Here is a 20,265-nt window from a genome sequence, read left to right on the forward strand (position 1 = left end):
GGAGCTCCTCCGCCTTGCGATGCACGGCACCGGGCAACGCGGGCTCGGCCGACAAGATCCGAAAGAGACGGCCTAGTGGCCGTGCCCGTGGTCGGCGGTGGGCTTGCCCGGGGTGGGGGCCTTCTTCGGGCAGGTCAGGGCCGGGTTCCAGTTGTGGAAGCGGCCGGCCGGGTTCTTCTTGTACGCCCACATGTGCAGGTCGTAGTGCTTGGGCATGCCCGCCCAGTGGCCCGGCATGGGGCCGTCGAAGGGCAGGCCGAACATGCTCGGCCGGTCGTCGGACGTCTTCAGGTCCTGGTCCCGGTCGGTGGACATCCACTCCACGGTCTCCAGCCTGCGGCGGCCATTGCGGTCCTTGTCCTTGCTGTAGAGGAGAGCGGTGGGCCTCGCGGGGTCCTTCGAACCCCAGTTGGCCTGCTTGACGTAGTGGTAGTTCATGGCGCCCACCCCGAACGGGTTGGTCATGCACTCCTCACCGTGCGGGACGTACCCGTCCTTGATGGCCTCCCGCTCGTCCGCGTACTTGGCCGTCGCCGCGATCGCCGTCGCCATGTCCCGCATGGCCTGCTTGTTCCGGGGGTCGGGCGCAGGTCCCTCCACCCCTTGTGCCGGCGCCACGGCGGTCAGGCCCAGCGACACGGCGGCGGTGAAAACGAGTGCGGCCTTGCGGACACGGACACGGGGGGACATGGGGACTCCTGCCGCCGACGGGCTTTCGTCCACCATCCCGGCGCCCCGCGAGCCCTGCACGCCGCGGACCCCCAAACGGGGTGCCGACACCACCGCCTGACATCGCGTGAGGGCCAGAAGGCTCGGCGGGGTGGCGGAAAGGTCCGCCACCCCGCCGACTGTGTTTGCCGCCGGCGCCGGACTAGCGCGATCCCACGATGCGGCCGATGACCTCGCCGAGGCCGACGCGCGTGCCGTCCGGGCCGGGGGCCCAGGCGGTGAGGGTGACGGTGTCCCCGTCCTCCAGGAAGGTGCGCTTGCCGCCGGTGAGTTCGATGGCGTCGCGGCCGTTCCAGGTGAGCTCCAGCAGCGAGCCGCGCTGGCCGACCTCGGGACCGCTGACGGTTCCGGAGCCGTAGACGTCGCCGGTGCGCAGGGAGGCGCCGTTGACGGTCATGTGGGCGAGCTGCTGGGCGGCCGTCCAGTACATGGAGGCGAAGGGCGGCTGCGCCACCTCCTGCCCGTTGATGGAGACGGTGATGTGCAGGTCGAAGCCGCCGGGGCGGTCGAGCGCGGCGTCGTCCAGGTAGGGCAGGAGCGGGAAGTCCCGGGCGGGCGGGGCGACGCGGGCAGCGTCCAGGGCCTCCAGCGGGGTGACCCAGGCGGAGACGGAGGTGGCGAAGGACTTGCCGAGGAACGGGCCGAGCGGCACGTACTCCCAGGCCTGGATGTCCCGGGCCGACCAGTCGTTGAGCAGAAACAGCCCGAAGACGTGGTCCTCGAACGCGCCCAGCGGCACCGGGGTGCCCAGCTCGGAGGGGGCGCCGACGACGAAGCCGACCTCGGCCTCGATGTCGAGCTTGACGGACGGGCCGAAGACGGGCGCCGGGTCGGTGGGCGCCTTGCGCTGCCCGGAGGGGCGGACGACGTCGGTGCCGGAGACGACGATGGTGCCCGAGCGGCCGTGGTAGCCGATGGGGAGGTGCTTCCAGTTGGGCGTCAGCGCGTCGCCGTCGGGGCGGAACATCTTGCCGACGTTGGTGGCGTGGTGCTCGCTCGCGTAGAAGTCGACGTAGTCGGCGACCTCGTACGGCAGGTGCAGGGTGACCTCGTCGAGCGGCAGCAGGTGCGGCTCGACCGTGGGGCGGTGGCCGGGGTCGGTGACCCAGGCGGTCAGCGCGCGGCGGACATCGCGCCAGGCGGTGCGGCCGGCGGCCAGCAGCGGGTTGAGGGAGGGCTGCCCGAGCAGCCCGGCGTACGGGGAACCGAGCGCGACCGCAGCCGCCCCCGCGTCGAGGACGTACCCGCCGATGCGCACGCCGATCCGGCGGCGGCCTTCCGCGGCGGTCGAGAAGACGCCGTAGGGGAGGTTGTGCGGCCCGAACGGGTCGCCCTCGGGGACATCGAGGGGGCTCTGCTGGGGCATGGGGTACTGCCTCGCTTTCGACGCGGTCCGGGGGTGTCCCGGTAGACACGGTGCGGGACACGCTACTCAGGATCGCGCGGGAAAGCGCGACTGCCCTGGCGGATATGAAACACACCGCGGAACGACGTCCGTGGTCAGGTATCCACAGTTCCGGTCATATCTGATCTTTTGGTACGTGCTGTTGATCGAGGGCCCTACGGTCGGGGTTGTGCACTTCCCTGCCCCGTCCCTGTCCCGCTCGACGCGGGAGCGCGTCAAGTGACGGATGGGGCGTGCGTGAGGCCAGATCCGGGTTCTATTTGTAGGACTTGTCCAAAGGGGTCCGTATCCTTGGCGCCGTGACTTCCGCCCCGCCTCCGGCCCTTCCCTATGCCTTGATCGCCACCGACCTGGACGGGACTCTGCTGCAAGCCGGGGACACCATCTCCATGCGCTCGTACGCGGCACTCGCCACGGCGCGCGCGGCCGGCGCCCAGCACATCGTCGTCACCGGCCGCCCGGTCCCGCAGGTCCGGCACGTCCTGGACGGGCTCGGCTACACGGGTCTCGCGGTGTGCGGGCAGGGCGCGCAGGTGTACGACGCGGCGCGCGGGCTCCTGCTGCACTCCGTGTCCATGGACCGGGAGCTCGCCGACGTGGCCCTGGGCAAGATCGAGGCGGAGATCGGCGAGGTCTACGCGGCGGTCAACCAGGAGGGGCTGGACGCGGAGATGCTGATAGGGCCCGGCTACCGGATGTGGCACCCGCACCTGCCCACGGTCCGCGTCCCGCGCCGGTCGGACCTGTGGTCGGCGCCGATCAACAAGGTGCTGCTGCAGCACCCGGAACTGGACGACGACGAGCTGACGCGGGTCGCGCGGTCGGTGGTCGGGCACCTGGTGAACGTCACGATGGCGGGCGAGCACACGGTGGAACTCCAGCCGCCGGGCATCGACAAGGCCAGCGGGCTGGCGAGGGCGGCGGACGTGCTGGGCGTGTCCGCCGCCGAGACGATCGCCTTCGGCGACATGCCGAACGACATCCCGATGTTCGCGTGGTCGGCGCACGGGGTGGCCATGGCCAACTCCCACCGCGAGCTGGTGGCCGTCGCCGACGAGATCACCCTTTCGAACGAGGACGACGGCATCGCGGTGGTACTGGAACGACTCTTCGGCTGACCGGCGGTCAGGGGGGGCTCCGCCCGCGGGATCCGGGGCGGAGCCCCGGGGCCGCCCGCCAGGGCGGTTCCGCTCAGCCCGCCGCCCGCGGCAGCCGCCGCTCCCACGTGCGGTGGAAGACCACCTCGTCCCCGTCCCGGCACACCACCTCGTTCGACGTCAGGAAACCGCCCTCGTCGCACCGGATCTCCGACCGCGTCTCCACGCGCGCGTCCCAGCCGCGTTCCGGCCGGTGGAGCCGGATCCGCCATCGCGACACCGCCCGCGCCGAGAGCGCGTCCGCGTCCTGGATCTCGTACACCTCCTCCGCGTCCTCGCTGAACTCCAGGCCGTCCGGGTACACCCGGGTGCCCCCGTAGCGCGGGTCCACCTCCAGCCGCCACGTGCCGCGCGCGACGTCCCGTACGACCAGCCGCTCCGGGCGCGGTTCGTCCAGCGTCGCCGGGAAGACGACCCCCAGCGGGGCCGACTGCTCCGGGGGATCGAAGACGATCCCCCCGTCCGCCGCCGACCCCGCCCGCACCGGGAGCGTCAGCGCACTGCCGGCCGGGTCCAGCGTCCAGCCGGCCTCCGACCCGGCCCGCGGCCAGATCCACGGCCAGTACGCGGACGACACGGCGAGGCGGATCCGGTGCCCCGGCGCGAAGGCGTGCCCGATGCCGTTCAGCTCGAAGGTGACGTCCTCGTACGAGCCGACCGGCCAGGGCAGCGCCCGGTCCCGGCCGCGGCGGGCGGAGAGGTTCAGCGCGCCCCGCGTGACCAGCGTCGAGGAGCCGTCCGGGGCGACGTCGCACAGCCGGGCCACGACCTGCCCGTACGGCACGTCGAGCCGCAGCCGCAGCGTCACCGACGGCCGTCCCAGGATCTCCACCGGCTCCTCGGGCCCCACCGGGAACTCGAAGCAGGCCGATTTCGCGTCCTCCTCCCGCTGGTCGGGCGGCAGGTCGGCGTCGTTGCCGAAGGGGAAGAAGCGGCCCGCGTCCAGCCCCGTGTGCTGCGGGGAGGCGACGTCCACCGGCGCGCCCTGGAACACGTACGGGACGGGGATGACGGACGCCGAGGGCCAGGCCCTCTCGCCGACCCAGCGCCCCGGGAGCTCGTCGTAGACCGTCGCGGGCGGGTGCGAGTCGCTGATCCAGGTGCGCAGCAGCGGCTCCTCCATCACCCCGTTGTCCGCTCCCTTCAGCCAGTGGTCCCACCAGCGCAGGGTCTCCTGCAGGAAGCCGATGGCCGGCCCGGGCGGCAGCCCGCGGTCCGGGTACTGGTGGGACCAGGGCCCGATCAGGCCCCGTACCCGGGCCGACGGCAGGTGTTCGACCAGCCGCAGCACCGTGTCGCGGTAGGGGTCGTGCCAGCCGCCGACCGCGAGCACAGCCGCGCCGATGGCCGAGTAGTCCTCGCAGACGCTCCCGTGGCGCCAGTAGTCGTCGCGGGTCTGGTGCGAGAGCCAGGTGTGGATGAGCGGCTCCACCGCCTCCAGCCGCTCCAGCCACTGGCGGCGCCAGCCGTCCCCGACGAACTGCGGGTCCGGCGGCCGGGAGGCGAAGGCCAGCATGGTCGCCGCCCACGCGTGCATGTCCACGGCGAGCACCGAGCCGCCCATGTAGTGCACGTCGTTGTCGAAGCGGTCGTCCGTGGAGCAGACGGTGACGACGGCCTTCAGGGGTTCGGGGGCCAGCGCCGCGATCTGCAGGGAGTTGAAGCCGCCCCAGGAGATCCCGAACATCCCCACCGCCCCCGTGCACCACTCCTGGGCCGCCAGCCACTGGACCACCGCGACCCCGTCGGCCAGCTCGCGGGCGTCGTACTCGTCCCCGGGCCGGCCGCCGCTGCAGCCGTGGCCGCGCACGTCCACCCGTACGGAGGCGTAGCCGTGCCCCGCGTACCAGGGGTGGCGCTGCCAGTCGCGCGGCGCGGTCCAGTCGGTGAGCCGGTACGGGAGGTACTCCAGCAGGGCCGGAACCGGCTCGTCCGTCACGGGGCGCCAGATCCGGGCGTACAGCTCGACGCCGTCGGGAAGCGGGATCCGGACATCCTCGTGGGTGGTCCCGTACGGGAAGTCGGTACGGATGATCATCTGGTCTCAGCCGCCAATCGCCTCGGACGTTCGCCTGACGTTCGCCTCGGACCCGGCCTCAGTGGACGGGGTGCATCGTGCGCCGCAGCCACGGCGCCATCGCCATCACGATCAGGCCCACCGCCACCGCCACGGCGCCGTTGAGGCCGAAGTACACGGGGTTCGACACCTGGCCGTAGGCCTTGACCACCTGCGCCTGGATGCCGTTGGCCAGAGCCAGCGAGAGGAACCAGAGCGCCATCGTCTGGCTGCCGAAGGCCTTCGGCGCGAGCTTGCTGGTGGCCGACATGCCCGAGGTCTCCAGCAGGACGTCGCCGAGGCCGAGCAGCAGGTACGAGCCGACGATCCACCAGGCGGCCATCCTGTACGTGTCCCCGCTGTGCCCCGAGGTCGGGATCACCATCAGCAGGAAGGACAGGCCGCCCAGGATCACGCCGATGGCGATCTTGTTGGAGGCGTGCGGCTGGCGGTGGCCCATCCGGGCCCACACCGCCGCGACGACCGGGGCCAGCGCCACCTCGAACGCGCCGAGCGCGGAGGCGTACCAGCTCGACGGGAAGTCGAAGCCCAGGATCGTGCTCTCGGCGTTGGTGGAGGCCAGCAGCATCATCGTCGAGTAGGCCTGGAAGAGGATGAAGTTGAAGGCGACCGAGGCCAGGAAGAGGACCACGTACGGGCGAAGCCGCCCGCGCTCCTCGCGCGTCACCCTCGGGCTGCGGAACATCACCGCGAAGTAGACGACCGGGGCGATCACCGAGACCAGGGTGAGCAGGTCGACGAAGCGGTCCATGGTCAACAGGCCGGTGCCCGCCAGAAGGGTGGCCAGCGCGGCGAGGGCGAGGCAGCCGCCGGTGATCCGCCACACGGCGCGGCGCATCGCGTCCGGGGCGAGGGCGTACTCGGCGGAGTGCTTTCGTCCGGCCAGATGGCGGCGCCCCAGGACGTACTGGACCAGGCCCGCGGTCATGCCGATGGCGGCGGCGGAGAAGCCCCAGTGCCAGCCCTCGTGCTCGCCGAGCCAGCCGGTGATCAGCGGTCCGGCGAACGCGCCGATGTTGATGGCCATGTAGTAGAGGGCGAAGCCCGCGTCGCGCCGGTCGTCGTCCGTCCGGTAGAGCTTGCCGACCATGCTGGCCACGTTCGGCTTGAGCAGCCCGGTGCCCGCGCTGATCAGGCCGAGACCGGCCCAGGTCATGGCGGCCGTCGGCACGGCCATGGCGTAGTGGCCGCAGGCGATCAGGATGCCGCCCCAGAGCACGGCCCGGTACGAACCGAGGATGCGGTCGGCGAGCCACCCGCCGGCGACGGAGACGAGGTAGACCATGGTCCCGTAGGCCGCCGAGACGGAGGCGGCGGTGCCCGGGTCCATGCCCAGGCCGCCGTTCGCCACCGTGTCCGCGAAATAGAGGACGAGAATGGCCTGCATGCCCAGGAACGAGAAGCGCTCCCAGACCTCCAGTCCGGAGAGCGTGGCCAGTCCCCGGGGGTGGCCCAGGAAGGCACGGTCGTCACCGGGTGGCGGCCGGTCGGCCTCCGGATCCGCGGGCTCGTCCATATCGGTCGCAGTTCTGGGCAAAACGCATTCTCCGGTCGCTTCGTCTCCTTCAGAACATACCGGTGTACATCGGGCAGTGCGCGGGTGATGGCCGGGAAGGCGCTCTCGGTGATCGAAAACAGACCCGATACGCTGGCTTGAGTGATGGCAGCGACACATCGACAATCCATGTGATCGTCAGCGTGATCGTCAGCAGACAGGAGTACCCCTCGTGACCGTCGTCGGGCCGTTCGGACTGAGCGTGCGGGACCAGGCTCTTGAGACCGATGTCCAGGCCGGACTGGCCGCCGTCGAGGCGGGTCTGCTGGAAGCCACCAAGAGCGAAGTCCCGTTCATCACCGAGGCCGCACAGCACCTGGTCCGGGCCGGAGGCAAGCGGTTCCGGCCGCTGCTGGTGATGCTCGCCTCCCGGTTCGGTGACCCGTACGCGCCCGGCATCGTGCCGTCCGCCGTCGTGGTCGAGCTCACGCACCTCGCGACGCTCTACCACGACGACGTCATGGACGAGGCGGACGTGCGCCGCGGGGTGGAGAGCGCCAACGCCCGCTGGGGCAACTCGGTGGCCGTCCTCACGGGTGACTTCCTGTTCGCCCGTGCCTCGCACATCCTGGCCGACCTCGGGCCGGAGGCCGTACGCATCCAGGCCGAAGCCTTCGAAAGGCTGGTGACGGGCCAGATCCTGGAGACGGCCGGCCCGCGCGACGGCCGCGACCCCGTCGCCCACTACCTCGACGTCATCGCCGGCAAGACCGGCTCGCTGATCGCGGTCTCCGGCCGCTTCGGTGCGCTGATGTCCGGCGCCGACGAGTCGGTCGTCGACATCCTCACCCAGTACGGCGAGCGGCTCGGCACCGCCTTCCAGCTCGCCGACGACGTCCTCGACATCTCCTCCGACGCCCACGAGTCCGGCAAGACCCCGGGCACCGACCTGCGCGAGGGCATCCCGACGCTGCCCGTACTGCGGCTGCGCGAGATGGCGGCCCAGGGCGGCGACCCGGCCGACCTGGAGCTCGTGGAGCTCCTGGACGGGGACCTGACGGACGACGCCCGACACGCCGAGGTGCTCACCCGGCTGCGGGCGCACCCCGCCCTGGAGCGGGCCCGCCGCGACACCATCCAGTACGCCGAGGACGCGCGCGCCATGCTCGCCCCGCTGCCGGAGTGCTTCGCCAAGTCGGCGCTCGAAGAGCTCTGCGACGCCGTGGTCCACCGCGCCGGATAGCGGCCGCTGTATCGGAACGGGCCCTTCCGCCCCGGCGACCCCTACGGGTCGGGGGAGGGGGGCCCTTTTCATGTCATCCCACGGGCGTACACCGAGTTGCGTCCGGGGACTGACGCCCCGGGGCCGCCGATTTGGTCAGATGGAGTCATCAAACCCCACCAGATCGGGTGAGCGCGGCGACACGGTGGTCACCGCAGTCGACACAGAGGGCAGGGCACTGACATGGCACCGAACACCAAGACTTCTCGCAAGGCCGCCCGGTACGCCGTACCGGTAGCGGTGGCGGGTGTGGCCGCGGCGACCGTTGCGATGGTCCCGGCCTTCGCCAACGCCGGCGGGCCCGACCTGCCGAAGGTGACGGCGCAGCAGCTCATCGAGAAGGTCGCCGCATCGGACGTTCAGCAGCTGTCCGGTACCGCCCGGATCACCACCGACCTCGGTCTGCCGAAGATCGCCAGCGGGCTGCTCGGCGGCGGTGGCGTGGCGGGCGGCTCCGCCAACCCGGAGGACAAGGTCGCGCAGCTGGCGAACGGCAGCCACACCCTGCGCGTCGCGGCCGACGGCCCGGACCGCCAGCGGCTGACCTTCCTCGACGGCAAGGACGAGTACAGCCTCATCCACAACGGCGACGACGTGTGGGGCTACGACTCCAAGTCGAACGAGGTCTTCCACGAGAAGAACGCCGAGGCGGGCAAGGGCAAGGACGGCGGCAAGGACCACAAGACCGGCGACCGCCTCGCCGCCTCGCCGCAGAAGCTGGCCGAGGAGATCCTGGCGGCCGCCGGCCCCACCACGGACGTCAGTGTGGGCGGGACCGCGCAGGTGGCCGGGCGCGACGCCTACCAGCTGGTGCTCAAGCCCAAGCAGAGCGGCTCCACCGTCGGCTCGGTCCAGATCGCGGTGGACGCCAAGAACGGCGTGCCGCTGCGCGTGCAGCTGCTCTCCGCGCAGGGCGGCAAGCCGATCGTGGACGCCGGCTTCACCAAGGTGGACTTCGCCAAGCCGGCCGCGGACACCTTCGCCTTCACCGTGCCCAAGGGCGCCAAGGTGGCCGAGGGCGTGGACGGGGCGGACAAGGGCAAGGGCGGCGCGGACGGGCACTGGAAGGCGCTGGAGTCCTTCCCGGGCCTCGGTGACCTGGCCGGCGGCGCGGGCGGCAAGGGCGACGTGAAGGTGCTCGGCGAGGGCTGGTCGACCATCGCGCGCATCGACTCGGGCGAGGGCCGCAGCCTGAAGGACCTGGAGAACGACAAGAACGCCCCGAAGGAGGCCAAGCAGTTCCTCGACTCCCTCGGGGACAAGGTCAACGGGAAGTTCGGCGAGGGCCGTGTCCTGTCGACCCGCCTGGTCAACGCCCTGATCACGGACGACGGCAAGGTCTACGTCGGTGCGGTCACCAAGGACGCGCTGGTGAAGGCGGCCGACGCCAACAAGTAGCCGCCCGGGTGGTCGTACGGGGGGCGCACGACGCGCAGGCGCCGCAAGGGTGGGCCGGGACTGTGTCCCTGCCCACCCTTGCGGCATTCCCGCACCCCGTACAGCACACCCGCTGTACGGTGTTGGACATGTCGAGACACGTCACCATCCGCCTGGACGAAGAGTTCCACGAACGCCTGAAGGCACGTGCGGCGGCGCTGGGGACGACGGTCACCGCGCTGATCACCGAGGTCACCGAACGAGAACTCGACGAGGACCGGAAGAACTTCCTCTCCGGCATAGAGGAGTTCGCCGACCACTGGAGTTACTTCCAGGAGCGGTTCGGCAATTGAAGATCACCATGGAGTGGGCCTGGACCGCTCTGGCCCACCATCTCCCGTCCGATCCCGCCGTGTGGGATCCCTCCGGGGTGGCCGCCGCCGTCGCCCGGCACCAGAACGACCTCGTTCTGGTGCCCGAACAGCCCGCCCCGGACACCGCGTGGCGGGCCGCCGCGTTTTTGCACACCCTCGCGGTGTGCCCCGCCCTGGAATCCCCGATGAACGAGTTCTACGCGGCCGCCGCGACCCGCTCGTACCTGCGCGTGGCCGGGGCCAGGCAGCTCCCCTCGCCGGAGGAGCTGGGGGATCTGGTGGAGGCGGCGAAGCTGGGCCGCGCGGACATCGCGGCCGTGGCCGAGGAGCTGCGCGCCCGGATCCAGGAGCCGCTCCGGGCATCGTCACGGGCCCGCGCCGAGGACGCCTGAGCTCCGGCACGGTCCGGTGGGATCGTGCCGGAGCTCCTGGAGGTCCGGGCAGTCGGCGGGGTACCGCTAGAAGGTGATCTTCCAGCTGTTGATGTAGCCGACGTCCTGCGCCGCCCCGTCCTTGACCCGGAGCTTCCAGACCCCGTTGGCCACCTCGCTGGAGGCGTTGACGGTGTACGTCTGGACGAGGTTGTCGGCGCTGCCGCCGCTGCGGTTGTGCAGGTTGTAGACGGTGCCGTCGGGGGCGAGCAGGTCGACCACCAGGTCACCGCGGTAGGTGTGGACGATGTTCACGTCGACCTTGGTGGTCGCGGGCGCGTTGCCCGTCACACCGGAGGCCGTGATCGACGAGGTCACCGCGGCCGCGGGGGAGTCCGGGATGCTCACGTCCGCCGTGTTCTCGAAGGACGGGCCGGGCGGGACCGGGGTGGCCGCCCCGAGCGTCCAGATCGCGTAGGCGACGGCGTCGGAGTTGCGGTCCAGGGCGGTGTCGTTGATGTTCGTCGTGCTGTCGCAGGAGGAGTGGTAGCAGCGGTCGAAGGCCTGACCGGAGGTGCCGCCCCACTTCTGCGCCTGGGCGGCGGACTTGGTGTTGCTGGCGCCGGTGAACAGGCCGCCGACGGGGATGCCCACGTTCTTGAAGGAGGCGTGGTCGGAGCGGCCGTCGCCCTCGGTCTCGATCTCGGTCGGGACGCCGAGGCCCGCGTAGTAGTTCTTGAAGGTCTGCTCGATCGTCGGGTCGTCGTCGTAGACGAAGTAGCCCGGGTTCGGCGAACCGATCATGTCGAAGTTCAGGTACCCGGCGAACTTGGCGCGCTCGGCGGTCGGCAGGTTGTTGACGTAGTACTTCGAGCCGACCAGGCCCAGCTCCTCCGCCCCCCACCAGCCGAAGCGCAGGTGCTTGGTGGGCTGCAGGCCGGCCCGGGACACGGCGAGGGCCGTCTCCAGGACGGCGGCGCTGCCGGAGCCGTTGTCGTTGATGCCCGCGCCCGAGGTCACCGAGTCCAGGTGTGCGCCGGCCATCAGGACCGAGTTCGGGTCGCCGCCCGGCCAGTCGGCGATCAGGTTGTAGCCGGTGGCGCCGCTGGAGGTGAAGGTCTGCAGGGTGGTGGTGAAGCCGGCCGCGTCGAGCTTGGCCTTCACGTAGTCGATCGAGGCCTTGTAGCCGGCCCGGCCGTGGGCGCGGTTCCCGCCGTTGTTGGCGGCGATCGTCGAGAGCTGCGACAGGTGGGCCTTGACGTTGGCCAGCGGTATGTCGGGCGGAGTCGGCGCCGCGTTGACCGCCGTGGGGGCGGCGAGTGCGGCGGGGGCGGTGGAGGCGAACAGGCCGGCGACCGCGAACGCGGTCACGGCAGCAAGGCGCCGGGAGACGGACAGGCTCATGTGGGGGCTCCGGGATTCCGCGGGGACATGACGGAACGAGTGGGGATAGAGCAAGTGAGCGTTAGTGCGTCAGTGCGAGCCTGATGTTCAGCGAGAGTATGACTGTCCGTCAAGACTGCAATCCGGTCATGGTCGTTCGGAAAACGGACGATCCCCGGTACGGGTGGCCCGTACCGGGGATCGAGGGTGCGAAGGGTTTGCTGGTGCGTGCCCGCCGGCACGCACCCGTTACGCGGGTTCGCGGGCCGGTGCCGCCACGACGGACGGCGCCGCCTCCAGCCTGATCCGGGAGCGCCGCGCCGTACGCAGCGCGTCCCAGGTGAGGATCGCGAGCGCGGCCCACACCAGGGAGAAGCCCGCCCAGCGCTCGGGCGGCATGGCCTCGTGGAAGTACAGGACGCCGAGCCCGAACTGGAACACCGGAGCCATGTACTGCAGCAGCCCCAGCGTGGACAGCGGGACCCGGATCGCGGCCATCCCGAAGAACACCAGCGGGACAGCCGTGACCAGCCCCGTCGCGGCCAGCAGCAGCGAGTGGCCGACGCCGTGCGAGGCGAAGGTGGACTGGCCCTGCACGCCGAGCCACAGGACGTATCCGAGGGCGGGCAGGAACAGGACGGCGGTCTCGGCGGCCAGCGACTCCAGGCCGCCCATGTTGAGCTTCTTCTTGATCAGCCCGTACGTGGCGAAGGAGAAGGCCAGGATCAGCGAGATCCACGGAGGCCGCCCGTAGCCGATGGCGAGCACCAGTACGGCGGCGAAGCTCAGGCCGACCGCCACCCACTGCGCGCGGCGCAGCCGCTCACCGAGCACCAGGACGCCGATCGCGATGCTGACCAGCGGATTGATGAAGTAGCCCAGGCTGGCCTCGACCACGTGCCCGTTGTTCACGGCCCAGATGTACAGGCCCCAGTTCACGGTGATGACCGAAGCGGCCAGGGTGGTCAGGCCGAGCTTGCGGGGCTGGCGCAGCAGCTCCCGTATCCAGCCCCAGCGGCGCAGCGCGAGCAGCGCCAGACCGACCACGGCCAGGGACCACACCATGCGGTGGGCGAGGATCTCGACGGCGCCGGAGGGCTTCAGGAGCGGCCAGAAGAGGGGCACCAGCCCCCACATCCCGTACGCGCCGAATCCGTAGAGCAAACCCGTGCGCTGCTCGTTCTCTGCCTTCACGGGGGGCCTCCTGTGCGCTTTCCAGCCAACTTTCACGAAGGTAACGCCGTACGGCCCAGATGTCATGCCCGTAACCGGGAGATACTCATGACATCTTTCTGGGCGGGCGGGCCGGAGGGGCGCTGCGGGGGTATGCGGGTGCCATCCATCCGGGGGCCGTGCGGGGGCCGGGCCCGTGTCCCGCACCTCGCCGAAAACGAGACGGAGCCCGGATCCCTGGGCGGGATCCGGGCTCCGTGGTGTGCGGGAGGTGCGTCCTAGCCGACGACCGTCCAGGTGTCGTTGCCGGTCAGCAGAGCCCCGAGGTCGCCCTTGCCGCTGCGGTCGATCGCCGCGTCGAGCTGGTCGGCCATGAGGGTGTCGTAGACGGGCCGCTCGGCGCTGCGGAACACCCCGATCGGGGTGTGGTGCAGCGTGTCCGGGTCGGCCAGGCGGGAGAGCGCGAACGCGGTGGTGGCGCTGGCGTTCTTCGCGTCGTGGACCAGGATCTGCGCCTCATTGGCCGCGGTCACCTCGACGACCCGCAGGTCGCCGGTGGCGGGGTCGCGTACGACGCCCTTCGAGTCGTCCGCGCCGAAGCGGATCGGCCGGCCGTGCTCCAGCCGGATCACGGCCTCCAGGGCCTGGTCCCTGTCCTTGAGCACCTCGAAGGCGCCGTCGTTGAAGATGTTGCAGTTCTGGTAGATCTCCACCAGCGCCGTGCCCTGGTGGTCGGCGGCCTGGCGCAGGACCTCGGTGAGGTGCTTGCGGTCGGAGTCGACGGTGCGGGCGATGAAGGAGGCCTCGGCGCCGATCGCCAGCGACACCGGGTTGAAGGGCGCGTCCAGCGAGCCCATCGGCGTCGACTTGGTGATCTTGCCGATCTCGGACGTGGGGGAGTACTGGCCCTTGGTCAGCCCGTAGATCCGGTTGTTGAAGAGGAGGATTTTGAGGTTGACGTTGCGGCGCAGCGCGTGGATGAGGTGGTTGCCGCCGATGGACAGCGCGTCGCCGTCGCCCGTGACGACCCAGACGGACAGGTCGCGGCGGGAGGTGGCGAGGCCGGTGGCGATGGACGGGGCACGGCCGTGGATGGAGTGCATCCCGTACGTGTTCATGTAGTACGGGAAGCGGGAGGAGCAGCCGATGCCCGAGACGAAGACGATGTTCTCCTTCGCGAGGCCCAGTTCGGGCATGAAGCCCTGAACGGCGGCCAGCACCGCGTAGTCACCGCAACCGGGGCACCAGCGGACCTCCTGGTCCGACTTGAAGTCCTTCATCGACTGCTTGCTCTCGGCCTTCGGTACCAGCGAGAGCAGGGTCCGCTCCCCTTCGGTCACCTCAGTCATCGATGGCCTCCTTGAGAACCGTGGCGAGCTGCTCGGCCTTGAACGGCATTCCGTTGACCTGGTTGTACGACTGGGCGTCGACCAGGTATTTCGCCCGGATCAGGGTGGCGAGCTGCCCGAGGTTCATTTCCGGCACCACTACCTTCTCGTAACGCTCCAGGACCTCGCCGAGATTCCTGGGGAAGGGGTTGAGATGGCGCAGGTGGGCCTGGGCGATGGGGAGTCCGCCGTTGCGCAGCCGGCGGACCGCCGCGGTGATGGGGCCGTAGGTGGACCCCCAGCCCAGGACCAGGGTGGTGGCCCCGTCCGGGTCGTCGACGTCGAGGTCGGGCACCCGGATGCCGTCCACCTTGGCCTGGCGGGTGCGGACCATGAGGTCGTGGTTGGCGGGGTCGTAGGAGATGTTGCCGCTGCCGTCCTGCTTCTCGATGCCGCCGATGCGGTGTTCGAGGCCGGGGGTGCCCGGGATGGCCCAGGGCCGGGCGAGGGTTTCCGGGTCCCGCTTGTAGGGCCAGAACACCTCGGTGCCGTCGGCGAGGGTGTGGTTCGCGCCGGTGGCGAACTTGACCTTCAGGTCGGGCAGGTCGGCGACCTCCGGGATCCGCCAGGGCTCGGAGCCGTTGGCGAGGTATCCGTCGGACAGCAGGAAGACCGGGGTCCGGTAGGTGAGTGCGATCCGGGCCGCGTCGAGGGCGGCGTCGAAGCAGTCCGCGGGGGTCCGGGGGGCCACGATCGGGACGGGGGCCTCGCCGTTGCGACCGTACATGGCCTGGAGGAGGTCGGCCTGCTCCGTCTTGGTCGGCAGTCCGGTGGAGGGGCCGCCGCGCTGGATGTCCACGATCAGCAGCGGAAGCTCCAGCGACACCGCGAGGCCGATCGCCTCCGACTTCAGCGCCACACCGGGTCCGGAGGTGGTGGTCACCCCGAGGGCACCGCCGAAGGCGGCGCCGAGCGCGGCGCCGATGCCGGCGATCTCGTCCTCGGCCTGGAAGGTCCGCACGCCGAAGTTCTTGTGCTTCGACAGCTCGTGCAGGATGTCCGAGGCCGGGGTGATCGGGTAGGAGCCCAGGTAGAGGGGCAGATCGGCCTGCTGGCTCGCGGCCACGAGACCGTAGGAGAGCGCCAGGTTCCCGGAGATGTTGCGGTAGGTGCCCGTGGGGAACGCGCGGGTGGCGGGGGCGACCTCGTAGGAGACCGCGAAGTCCTCGGTGGTCTCCCCGAAGTTCCAGCCGGCCCGGAAGGCGACGATGTTCGCCTCGGCGATCTCGGGCTTCTTAGCGAACTTCTGCCGCAGGAACTTCTCGGTGCCCTCGGTGGGCCGGTGGTACATCCACGACAGCAGGCCCAGCGCGAACATGTTCTTGCTGCGCTCCGCCTCCTTGCGGGAGAGGCCGAAGTCCTTCAGCGCCTCGACCGTCAGGGTGGTCAGCGGTACCGGGTGCAGGTTGTAGGCGTCGAGGGAGCCGTCCTCGAGCGGCGAGGTCGCGTAGCCGACCTTGGCCATCGGGCGCTTGGTGAATTCATCCGTGTTGATGATGATCTCGGCGCCGCGCGGTACGTCCGCGATGTTGGCCTTGAGGGCCGCCGGATTCATCGCGACCAGCACGTTCGGGGCGTCGCCCGGGGTGAGGATGTCGTGGTCGGCGAAGTGGAGCTGGAAGGAGGAGACGCCCGGCAGGGTTCCGGCGGGGGCGCGGATCTCGGCGGGGAAGTTCGGCAGCGTCGACAGGTCGTTCCCGAACGACGCGGTCTCCGAGGTGAACCGGTCACCGGTGAGCTGCATACCGTCACCGGAGTCACCCGCGAATCGGATGATCACACGATCGAGGCGGCGTACTTCCTTGCCGCCCGGGCTCTCCGGGGTGCGTTGTCCACCGACGACCGCACCCCCGGCCCCGTCGGCCTGTTCGGCTGGGCTGCTGACCTGGCTGGTCACTGAACTGGACCTCCTTCGAGGCGTGAGCACCCCCGGAACCAACCCTACGTCGGTAGGGATCGGTCCCCCAGGGGCGACCACATTCTGGACCGTAGGACCGCCCCTTGAGACGGCCCTGCCGGTATGCCGTATCTGACAGAGTGTCAGTCGATCAAGATTTCAGGTAGGTGAGAACGGCCAGAACTCGCCGGTGATCCCCGTCACTCGGCGAGAGGCCCAGCTTCATGAAGATGTTGCTGACGTGCTTCTCCACCGCTCCGTCGCTCACCACCAGCTGTTTCGCCACGGCGGAGTTCGTCCGGCCCTCGGCCATCAGCCCGAGCACCTCGCGCTCGCGCGGCGTCAGGCCCGCCAGCACGTCCTGCTTCCGGCTCCGGCCGAGCAGCTGGGCGACGACCTCGGGGTCCAGGGCCGTACCGCCCCGGGCCACCCGCACCACCGCGTCCAGGAACTCCCGCACCTCGGCCACCCGGTCCTTGAGCAGGTACCCCACTCCGGTACTGGATCCGGCCAGCAGCTCGGTGGCGTACTGCTCCTCCACGTACTGCGACAGCACCAGCACGCCTATCCCGGGGTGATCGCGGCGCAGCCGTACGGCGGCCCGCACGCCCTCGTCGGTATGGGTCGGCGGCATCCGCACGTCCGCCACCACCACGTCCGGCAGCGCGTCCTCGGCCGCCAGCTCCGCCACCGTCTTGATCAGGGCTTCCGCGTCCCCGACGCCCGCCACGACGTCATGCCCCCGGTCGGTCAGCAACCGGGTCAGGCCCTCGCGCAGCAGCACTGAATCCTCGGCGATGACCACCCGCACCCTGTCTTCCACGATTCTGCAGCTCCCGCGTCCACTCGTCCCGCACTACCCGACTCAGCCAAGCATCCCAGCCTGAGGTCCTGGTGAAGGCAGAGCCGGGACAACACGTCGTCGTACGGGGGGAGTTTTCGCGTACTGGACGGTCGCATACCGCAAACGGAGGCCACGAGCGCCGGGAGTTGCGAAGGGCGGGGAGGGCGGGGGAGGGCGCAAGGCCGGGTACGCGAAGGGCCGGGCCACCCGGCCCGGCCCTTCCGCCGGCAGCGGTTCGCTGCCTGTGCTGCTGCGCTGCCTGTGCTGCTGTGCTGCCTGCGGGTCCCTACGGGCGCCAGGGCAGCTCGGCCGTGACCGTCGTCCCGCCACCGGCGGGGGAGTCGACGACCAGCACCCCGTCCACGGCGTCCAGCCGATCGGTCAGCCCCGCCAGCCCCGTCCCCTCCCGCGGCCCGGCCCCGCCCCGGCCGTCATCGGCGACCTGGATCAGCAGCCGCTCCCCGGACTTCCACACGTCCACCGAGGCCGACCGGGCGCGTGCGTGCTTGCTGACGTTCTGCAGCAGCTCCGAGACCGTGAAGTACGCGATCCCCTCGATCGCCGCCGCGGGCCGGGCCGGCAGGTCCACGGCCACCCGCACCGGCACCGCGCACCGCGAGGCCACCGAGGACAGCGCCGCGTCCAGCCCGCGGTCGGTCAGCACGGCCGGGTGGATCCCGCGGGCCAGGTCCCGCAGCTCCTGGAGGGCGATCTTCACCTCGCCGTGCGCCTCGTCCACCATGCGGGCGGCGGCCTGCGGGTTCTCGGTCAGCTTCTCCTTCGCCAGCCCCAGGTCCATCGCCAGGGCCACCAGCCGGGCCTGCGCCCCGTCGTGCAGGTCCCGCTCGATGCGCCGCAGGTCGGCGGCGGCGGTGTCCACGACCACCCCGCGGTCGGACTCCAGCTCGCTGACGCGGGTGGCCAGGCTGGACGGCCCGAGCAGCCCGCCGACCATGACCCGGTCGACGGTCGTCAGCGCCCGGATCACCCAGGGGGTGGCGAGGGTGACGGCCAGCCCGATGAGGCAGGTGAGGGCGATCTCCACGGGTGAGTCGAGGTAGAAGGAGTAGTCGTCGTTCTGGAAGAGCTGCAGACCGGGCTGGTCGGTGTAGGCCGGGAAGACCCAGAACCAGAGCGGGTACAGCAGGTAGCCCCAGCCTGCCGCCCACAGCGTCAGCGCCAGGCAGAACGAGAACACCGCCCACGGAAAGTGGATCACCGAGTAGAACGCGTGCCGCCAGGCGCTCCCGCTCTTGAGCAGCGCGCCCATGGCGGCCAGCGGTCCGGCCTTCCGGGCCCGGATCGGCGCGGGCTCGGCGATGTCCGCCCCGAGCAGCGCGCGCACCCGGGCCCGCTCCAGCCGGCCGAACCCGCGGCACATGGCGAGCATCCCGGCGAGCACCGGAACCCCGAGGAAGGTGACGAGCAGTCCGGCGCCCAGGCTCACTCCGGTGATGGCGAGCGAGAAGTACAGCGTGCTCAGCGGCAGCCCGATCAGCAGGTAACCGAACTCCCGCCAGGTCCGCCCCGACACCGGAGCCCGCAGCGCCGCGCCGACCCCGCCCTTGCCGTTGTCCATGATCCCGACCCGCCCTTCCGGTCCTCCGTTACCCCTCCCACCCTGCCGCCCCCCACCCCGCCGAACCATGCGGCGGGTCGGCCTCTCCACCGGGGGGTTATCCCCACCCCGAGCCCGCCGCCGAATCCGGCCCGGTCGGCTCCCGCGGCAGGGGCCGCGCCGAATCCGGCCTGGCCGGCGTTCGAGGCGCCCATTCACCCCCATCCCGAAGGCAGGGGCCGCGCCAAAGCCAGCCCCGCCGGCGTTTGAGGCGCGGGGTCCGGGGCGGAGCCCTGGGAGGCGGCGGCGCGCCGGACACGCGGACGGGACCCCCGCTCGCGTCGCGCCGAATCCAGCCCCGCCGGCGTTTGAGGCGCGGGGTCCGGGGCGGAGCCCTGGGAGGCGGCGGCGCGCCGGACACGCGGACGGGACCCCCGCCCACCCCGGACGGGAGTCCCGCTCACCCACAGAACACGGGCCCGGGGCCGGGGCCCGGGGGCCTACCCCCGGTCACGCCACGGCAGCTCGGCCGTGACCACGGTCCCCGCACCCACCGGCGAGTCCACCACCAGCACCCCGTCCACCGCGCCCAGCCGCTCCGCGAGCCCCGCCAGCCCACTCCCCCCGGAGGGACTGGCTCCGCCCCGGCCGTCGTCCGACACCCGGATCATCAGCCTGGCCCCCGACCGCCACACCTCCACCGTCGCGCCCCGCGCCTCCACCCCCGCGTGCTTGCTCACGTTCTGCAGCAGCTCGGACACCACGAAGTACGCGATCCCCTCGATCGCCTCCGCCGGCCGCTCCGGCGGAAGATCCACCGCCACCTTCACCGGCACCACGCACCGCGCCGCCACCGACGACAGCGCCGCGTCCAGGCCCCGGTCCGTCAGCACCGCCGGATGGATCCCCCGCGCGAGGTCCCGCAGCTCCTGGAGGGCCAGCTTCACCTCCCCGTGCGCCTCGTCGACCATCGCCGCCGCGCCCTCCGGGTCCTCCAGCAGCTTCTCCTTCGCCAGGCCGAGCCCCATCGCCAGCGCCACCAGCCGGGCCTGCGCCCCGTCGTGCAGGTCCCGCTCGATGCGCCGCAGGTCGGCCGCCGCGGTGTCGACCACCACGCCCCGGTCCGATTCCAGCTCGGCGATCCGCCGCTCCAGGTCGTCGGAGGGCGACAGCAGCCCCCGTACCATCGCGCGGTCCACGTTCGCCATCAGCCGCACCAGGTACGGCAGCACCGGCCACAGCACGAACAGGCCGGTCAGCGCTACCGTGAAGGTGAGTACTCCCCACGGCAGCCGGATCAGCTGGTACAGCACCGTCCGCCATCCGACGGGGTCCTTGATGCTCGTCCACAGCCAGGGGAAGAATCCGCCGGACCGCTTCGGCCCGGGGATCGGGGTCGGCTCGTCCACCCGTACGCCCAGCAGTCCGCGTGCGCGTGCCCGGTCCAGCCGTCCCAATTGCCGAGACAGATACAGACCGCACGCCAGCAGCGGAATTCCGACCGCGGTCACGGAAAGACCGCCCGCGGTGGAAACCATGACAACCGCGTAAACAAATCCGACGATCGCCAGCGGCAGGTTGCTCAGCAGATAGGCGATCTCCTTCCACGTCACGGCGCTGAAGACGGCGCGTACCGGGGGAGGGCGATCGTTGTCGGGAATGGCATGGCTCGTGGTCATGCGCCACAGCCTGTCAAGTGCGACCCGCTGATGCCATGGGGTGGCCGGGGTGCTGTGAACGGGGGATAACCCCACC

The 20,265-nt window shown here is 71.1% G+C and carries 16 protein-coding genes; 5 read left to right on the forward strand and 11 right to left on the reverse strand.

The features are described 5' to 3' along the window. Window positions 1-72: 72 nt before the first annotated feature. The gene (locus tag OG444_RS22675; RefSeq protein WP_327263909.1) at window positions 73-690 is read right to left on the reverse strand and encodes a hypothetical protein; all 618 of its coding nucleotides are present in this window, start codon (window positions 688-690) and stop codon (window positions 73-75) included. Between the two features lie 181 nt (window positions 691-871). Further along, window positions 872-2,095, reverse strand: coding sequence for a fumarylacetoacetase (gene fahA / locus OG444_RS22680; RefSeq protein ID WP_327263910.1), 1,224 nt, complete (start codon window positions 2,093-2,095; stop codon window positions 872-874). Window positions 2,096-2,433: 338 nt separating this feature from the next. Between fahA and OG444_RS22685 the strand changes: the two genes are divergently transcribed. Then, window positions 2,434-3,252, forward strand: coding sequence for an HAD family hydrolase (locus OG444_RS22685; RefSeq protein WP_327263911.1), 819 nt, complete (start codon window positions 2,434-2,436; stop codon window positions 3,250-3,252). Window positions 3,253-3,325: 73 nt separating this feature from the next. Here OG444_RS22685 and OG444_RS22690 read toward each other — a convergent pair whose 3' ends face one another. Beyond that, window positions 3,326-5,329, reverse strand: coding sequence for a CocE/NonD family hydrolase (locus tag OG444_RS22690; protein WP_327263912.1), 2,004 nt, complete (start codon window positions 5,327-5,329; stop codon window positions 3,326-3,328). A 58-nt stretch (window positions 5,330-5,387) separates the two neighbouring features. Next, on the reverse strand, window positions 5,388-6,884 hold the full coding sequence (locus tag OG444_RS22695) for a peptide MFS transporter (protein ID WP_327263913.1): 1,497 nt from the start codon (window positions 6,882-6,884) through the stop codon (window positions 5,388-5,390). Between the two features lie 211 nt (window positions 6,885-7,095). On the opposite strand from OG444_RS22695, the gene OG444_RS22700 reads away from it, so the two are divergent. From OG444_RS22700 to OG444_RS22715, 4 genes are all read left to right on the forward strand, one after another. Further along, on the forward strand, window positions 7,096-8,106 hold the full coding sequence (locus OG444_RS22700) for a polyprenyl synthetase family protein (protein ID WP_327263914.1): 1,011 nt from the start codon (window positions 7,096-7,098) through the stop codon (window positions 8,104-8,106). A gap of 222 nt (window positions 8,107-8,328) precedes the next feature. Next, window positions 8,329-9,543 (forward strand): LolA family protein, encoded by a 1,215-nt coding sequence (locus OG444_RS22705; protein WP_327263915.1) that lies wholly within the window; start codon window positions 8,329-8,331, stop codon window positions 9,541-9,543. A 128-nt stretch (window positions 9,544-9,671) separates the two neighbouring features. Further along, window positions 9,672-9,875 (forward strand): ribbon-helix-helix domain-containing protein, encoded by a 204-nt coding sequence (locus OG444_RS22710; protein ID WP_229337077.1) that lies wholly within the window; start codon window positions 9,672-9,674, stop codon window positions 9,873-9,875. After that, complete coding sequence (locus OG444_RS22715) at window positions 9,872-10,288, forward strand: hypothetical protein (RefSeq protein ID WP_327263916.1); 417 nt, start codon at window positions 9,872-9,874, stop codon at window positions 10,286-10,288. The genes OG444_RS22710 and OG444_RS22715 overlap by 4 nt, the downstream gene beginning before the upstream one ends. 66 nt (window positions 10,289-10,354) lie before the next feature. On the opposite strand, the gene OG444_RS22720 is transcribed toward OG444_RS22715, so the two are convergent. The 7 genes from OG444_RS22720 to OG444_RS22750 all read right to left on the reverse strand — a co-directional run bounded on the left by OG444_RS22720 (window position 10,355) and on the right by OG444_RS22750 (window position 20,189). Then, window positions 10,355-11,671 (reverse strand): M28 family metallopeptidase, encoded by a 1,317-nt coding sequence (locus OG444_RS22720; RefSeq protein ID WP_327263917.1) that lies wholly within the window; start codon window positions 11,669-11,671, stop codon window positions 10,355-10,357. Window positions 11,672-11,899: 228 nt separating this feature from the next. Next, window positions 11,900-12,844, reverse strand: coding sequence for an EamA family transporter RarD (gene rarD / locus OG444_RS22725; RefSeq protein WP_327263918.1), 945 nt, complete (start codon window positions 12,842-12,844; stop codon window positions 11,900-11,902). Between the two features lie 257 nt (window positions 12,845-13,101). Continuing rightward, window positions 13,102-14,172, reverse strand: a complete 1,071-nt coding sequence (locus OG444_RS22730; RefSeq protein WP_327263919.1) for a 2-oxoacid:ferredoxin oxidoreductase subunit beta — start codon at window positions 14,170-14,172, stop codon at window positions 13,102-13,104. Then, complete coding sequence (locus OG444_RS22735; RefSeq protein WP_327263920.1) at window positions 14,165-16,108, reverse strand: 2-oxoacid:acceptor oxidoreductase subunit alpha; 1,944 nt, start codon at window positions 16,106-16,108, stop codon at window positions 14,165-14,167. Before OG444_RS22735 ends, OG444_RS22730 begins: the two co-directional genes overlap by 8 nt. A gap of 151 nt (window positions 16,109-16,259) precedes the next feature. Continuing rightward, entirely contained in the window at window positions 16,260-16,919 is a 660-nt protein-coding gene (locus OG444_RS22740) for a response regulator transcription factor (protein WP_030026962.1), read from the reverse strand. A 319-nt stretch (window positions 16,920-17,238) separates the two neighbouring features. Beyond that, entirely contained in the window at window positions 17,239-18,531 is a 1,293-nt protein-coding gene (locus OG444_RS22745) for a sensor histidine kinase (RefSeq protein ID WP_327263921.1), read from the reverse strand. A gap of 479 nt (window positions 18,532-19,010) precedes the next feature. After that, a complete protein-coding gene (locus OG444_RS22750; RefSeq protein WP_327263922.1) occupies window positions 19,011-20,189 on the reverse strand; it encodes a sensor histidine kinase in 1,179 nt (392 codons plus the stop codon). Between the last annotated feature and the right edge of the window lie 76 nt (window positions 20,190-20,265).

Source organism: Streptomyces sp. NBC_01232, from assembly GCF_035989885.1.
In the GTDB taxonomy this organism is placed as follows: Bacteria; Actinomycetota; Actinomycetes; order Streptomycetales; family Streptomycetaceae; genus Streptomyces.

What these genes read in the sequence shown, in the direction of transcription:
- OG444_RS22675 (WP_327263909.1), bottom strand. Translation starts at nt 690, where the DNA reads ATGTCCCCCCGTGTCCGTGTCCGCAAGGCCGCACTCGTTTTCACCGCC.
- fahA (WP_327263910.1), bottom strand. Translation starts at nt 2,095, where the DNA reads ATGCCCCAGCAGAGCCCCCTCGATGTCCCCGAGGGCGACCCGTTCGGG.
- OG444_RS22690 (WP_327263912.1), bottom strand. Translation starts at nt 5,329, where the DNA reads ATGATCATCCGTACCGACTTCCCGTACGGGACCACCCACGAGGATGTC.
- OG444_RS22695 (WP_327263913.1), bottom strand. Translation starts at nt 6,884, where the DNA reads ATGGACGAGCCCGCGGATCCGGAGGCCGACCGGCCGCCACCCGGTGAC.
- OG444_RS22705 (WP_327263915.1), top strand. Translation starts at nt 8,329, where the DNA reads ATGGCACCGAACACCAAGACTTCTCGCAAGGCCGCCCGGTACGCCGTA.
- OG444_RS22710 (WP_229337077.1), top strand. Translation starts at nt 9,672, where the DNA reads ATGTCGAGACACGTCACCATCCGCCTGGACGAAGAGTTCCACGAACGC.
- OG444_RS22720 (WP_327263917.1), bottom strand. Translation starts at nt 11,671, where the DNA reads ATGAGCCTGTCCGTCTCCCGGCGCCTTGCTGCCGTGACCGCGTTCGCG.
- OG444_RS22730 (WP_327263919.1), bottom strand. Translation starts at nt 14,172, where the DNA reads ATGACTGAGGTGACCGAAGGGGAGCGGACCCTGCTCTCGCTGGTACCG.
- OG444_RS22745 (WP_327263921.1), bottom strand. Translation starts at nt 18,531, where the DNA reads ATGGACAACGGCAAGGGCGGGGTCGGCGCGGCGCTGCGGGCTCCGGTG.
- OG444_RS22750 (WP_327263922.1), bottom strand. Translation starts at nt 20,189, where the DNA reads ATGACCACGAGCCATGCCATTCCCGACAACGATCGCCCTCCCCCGGTA.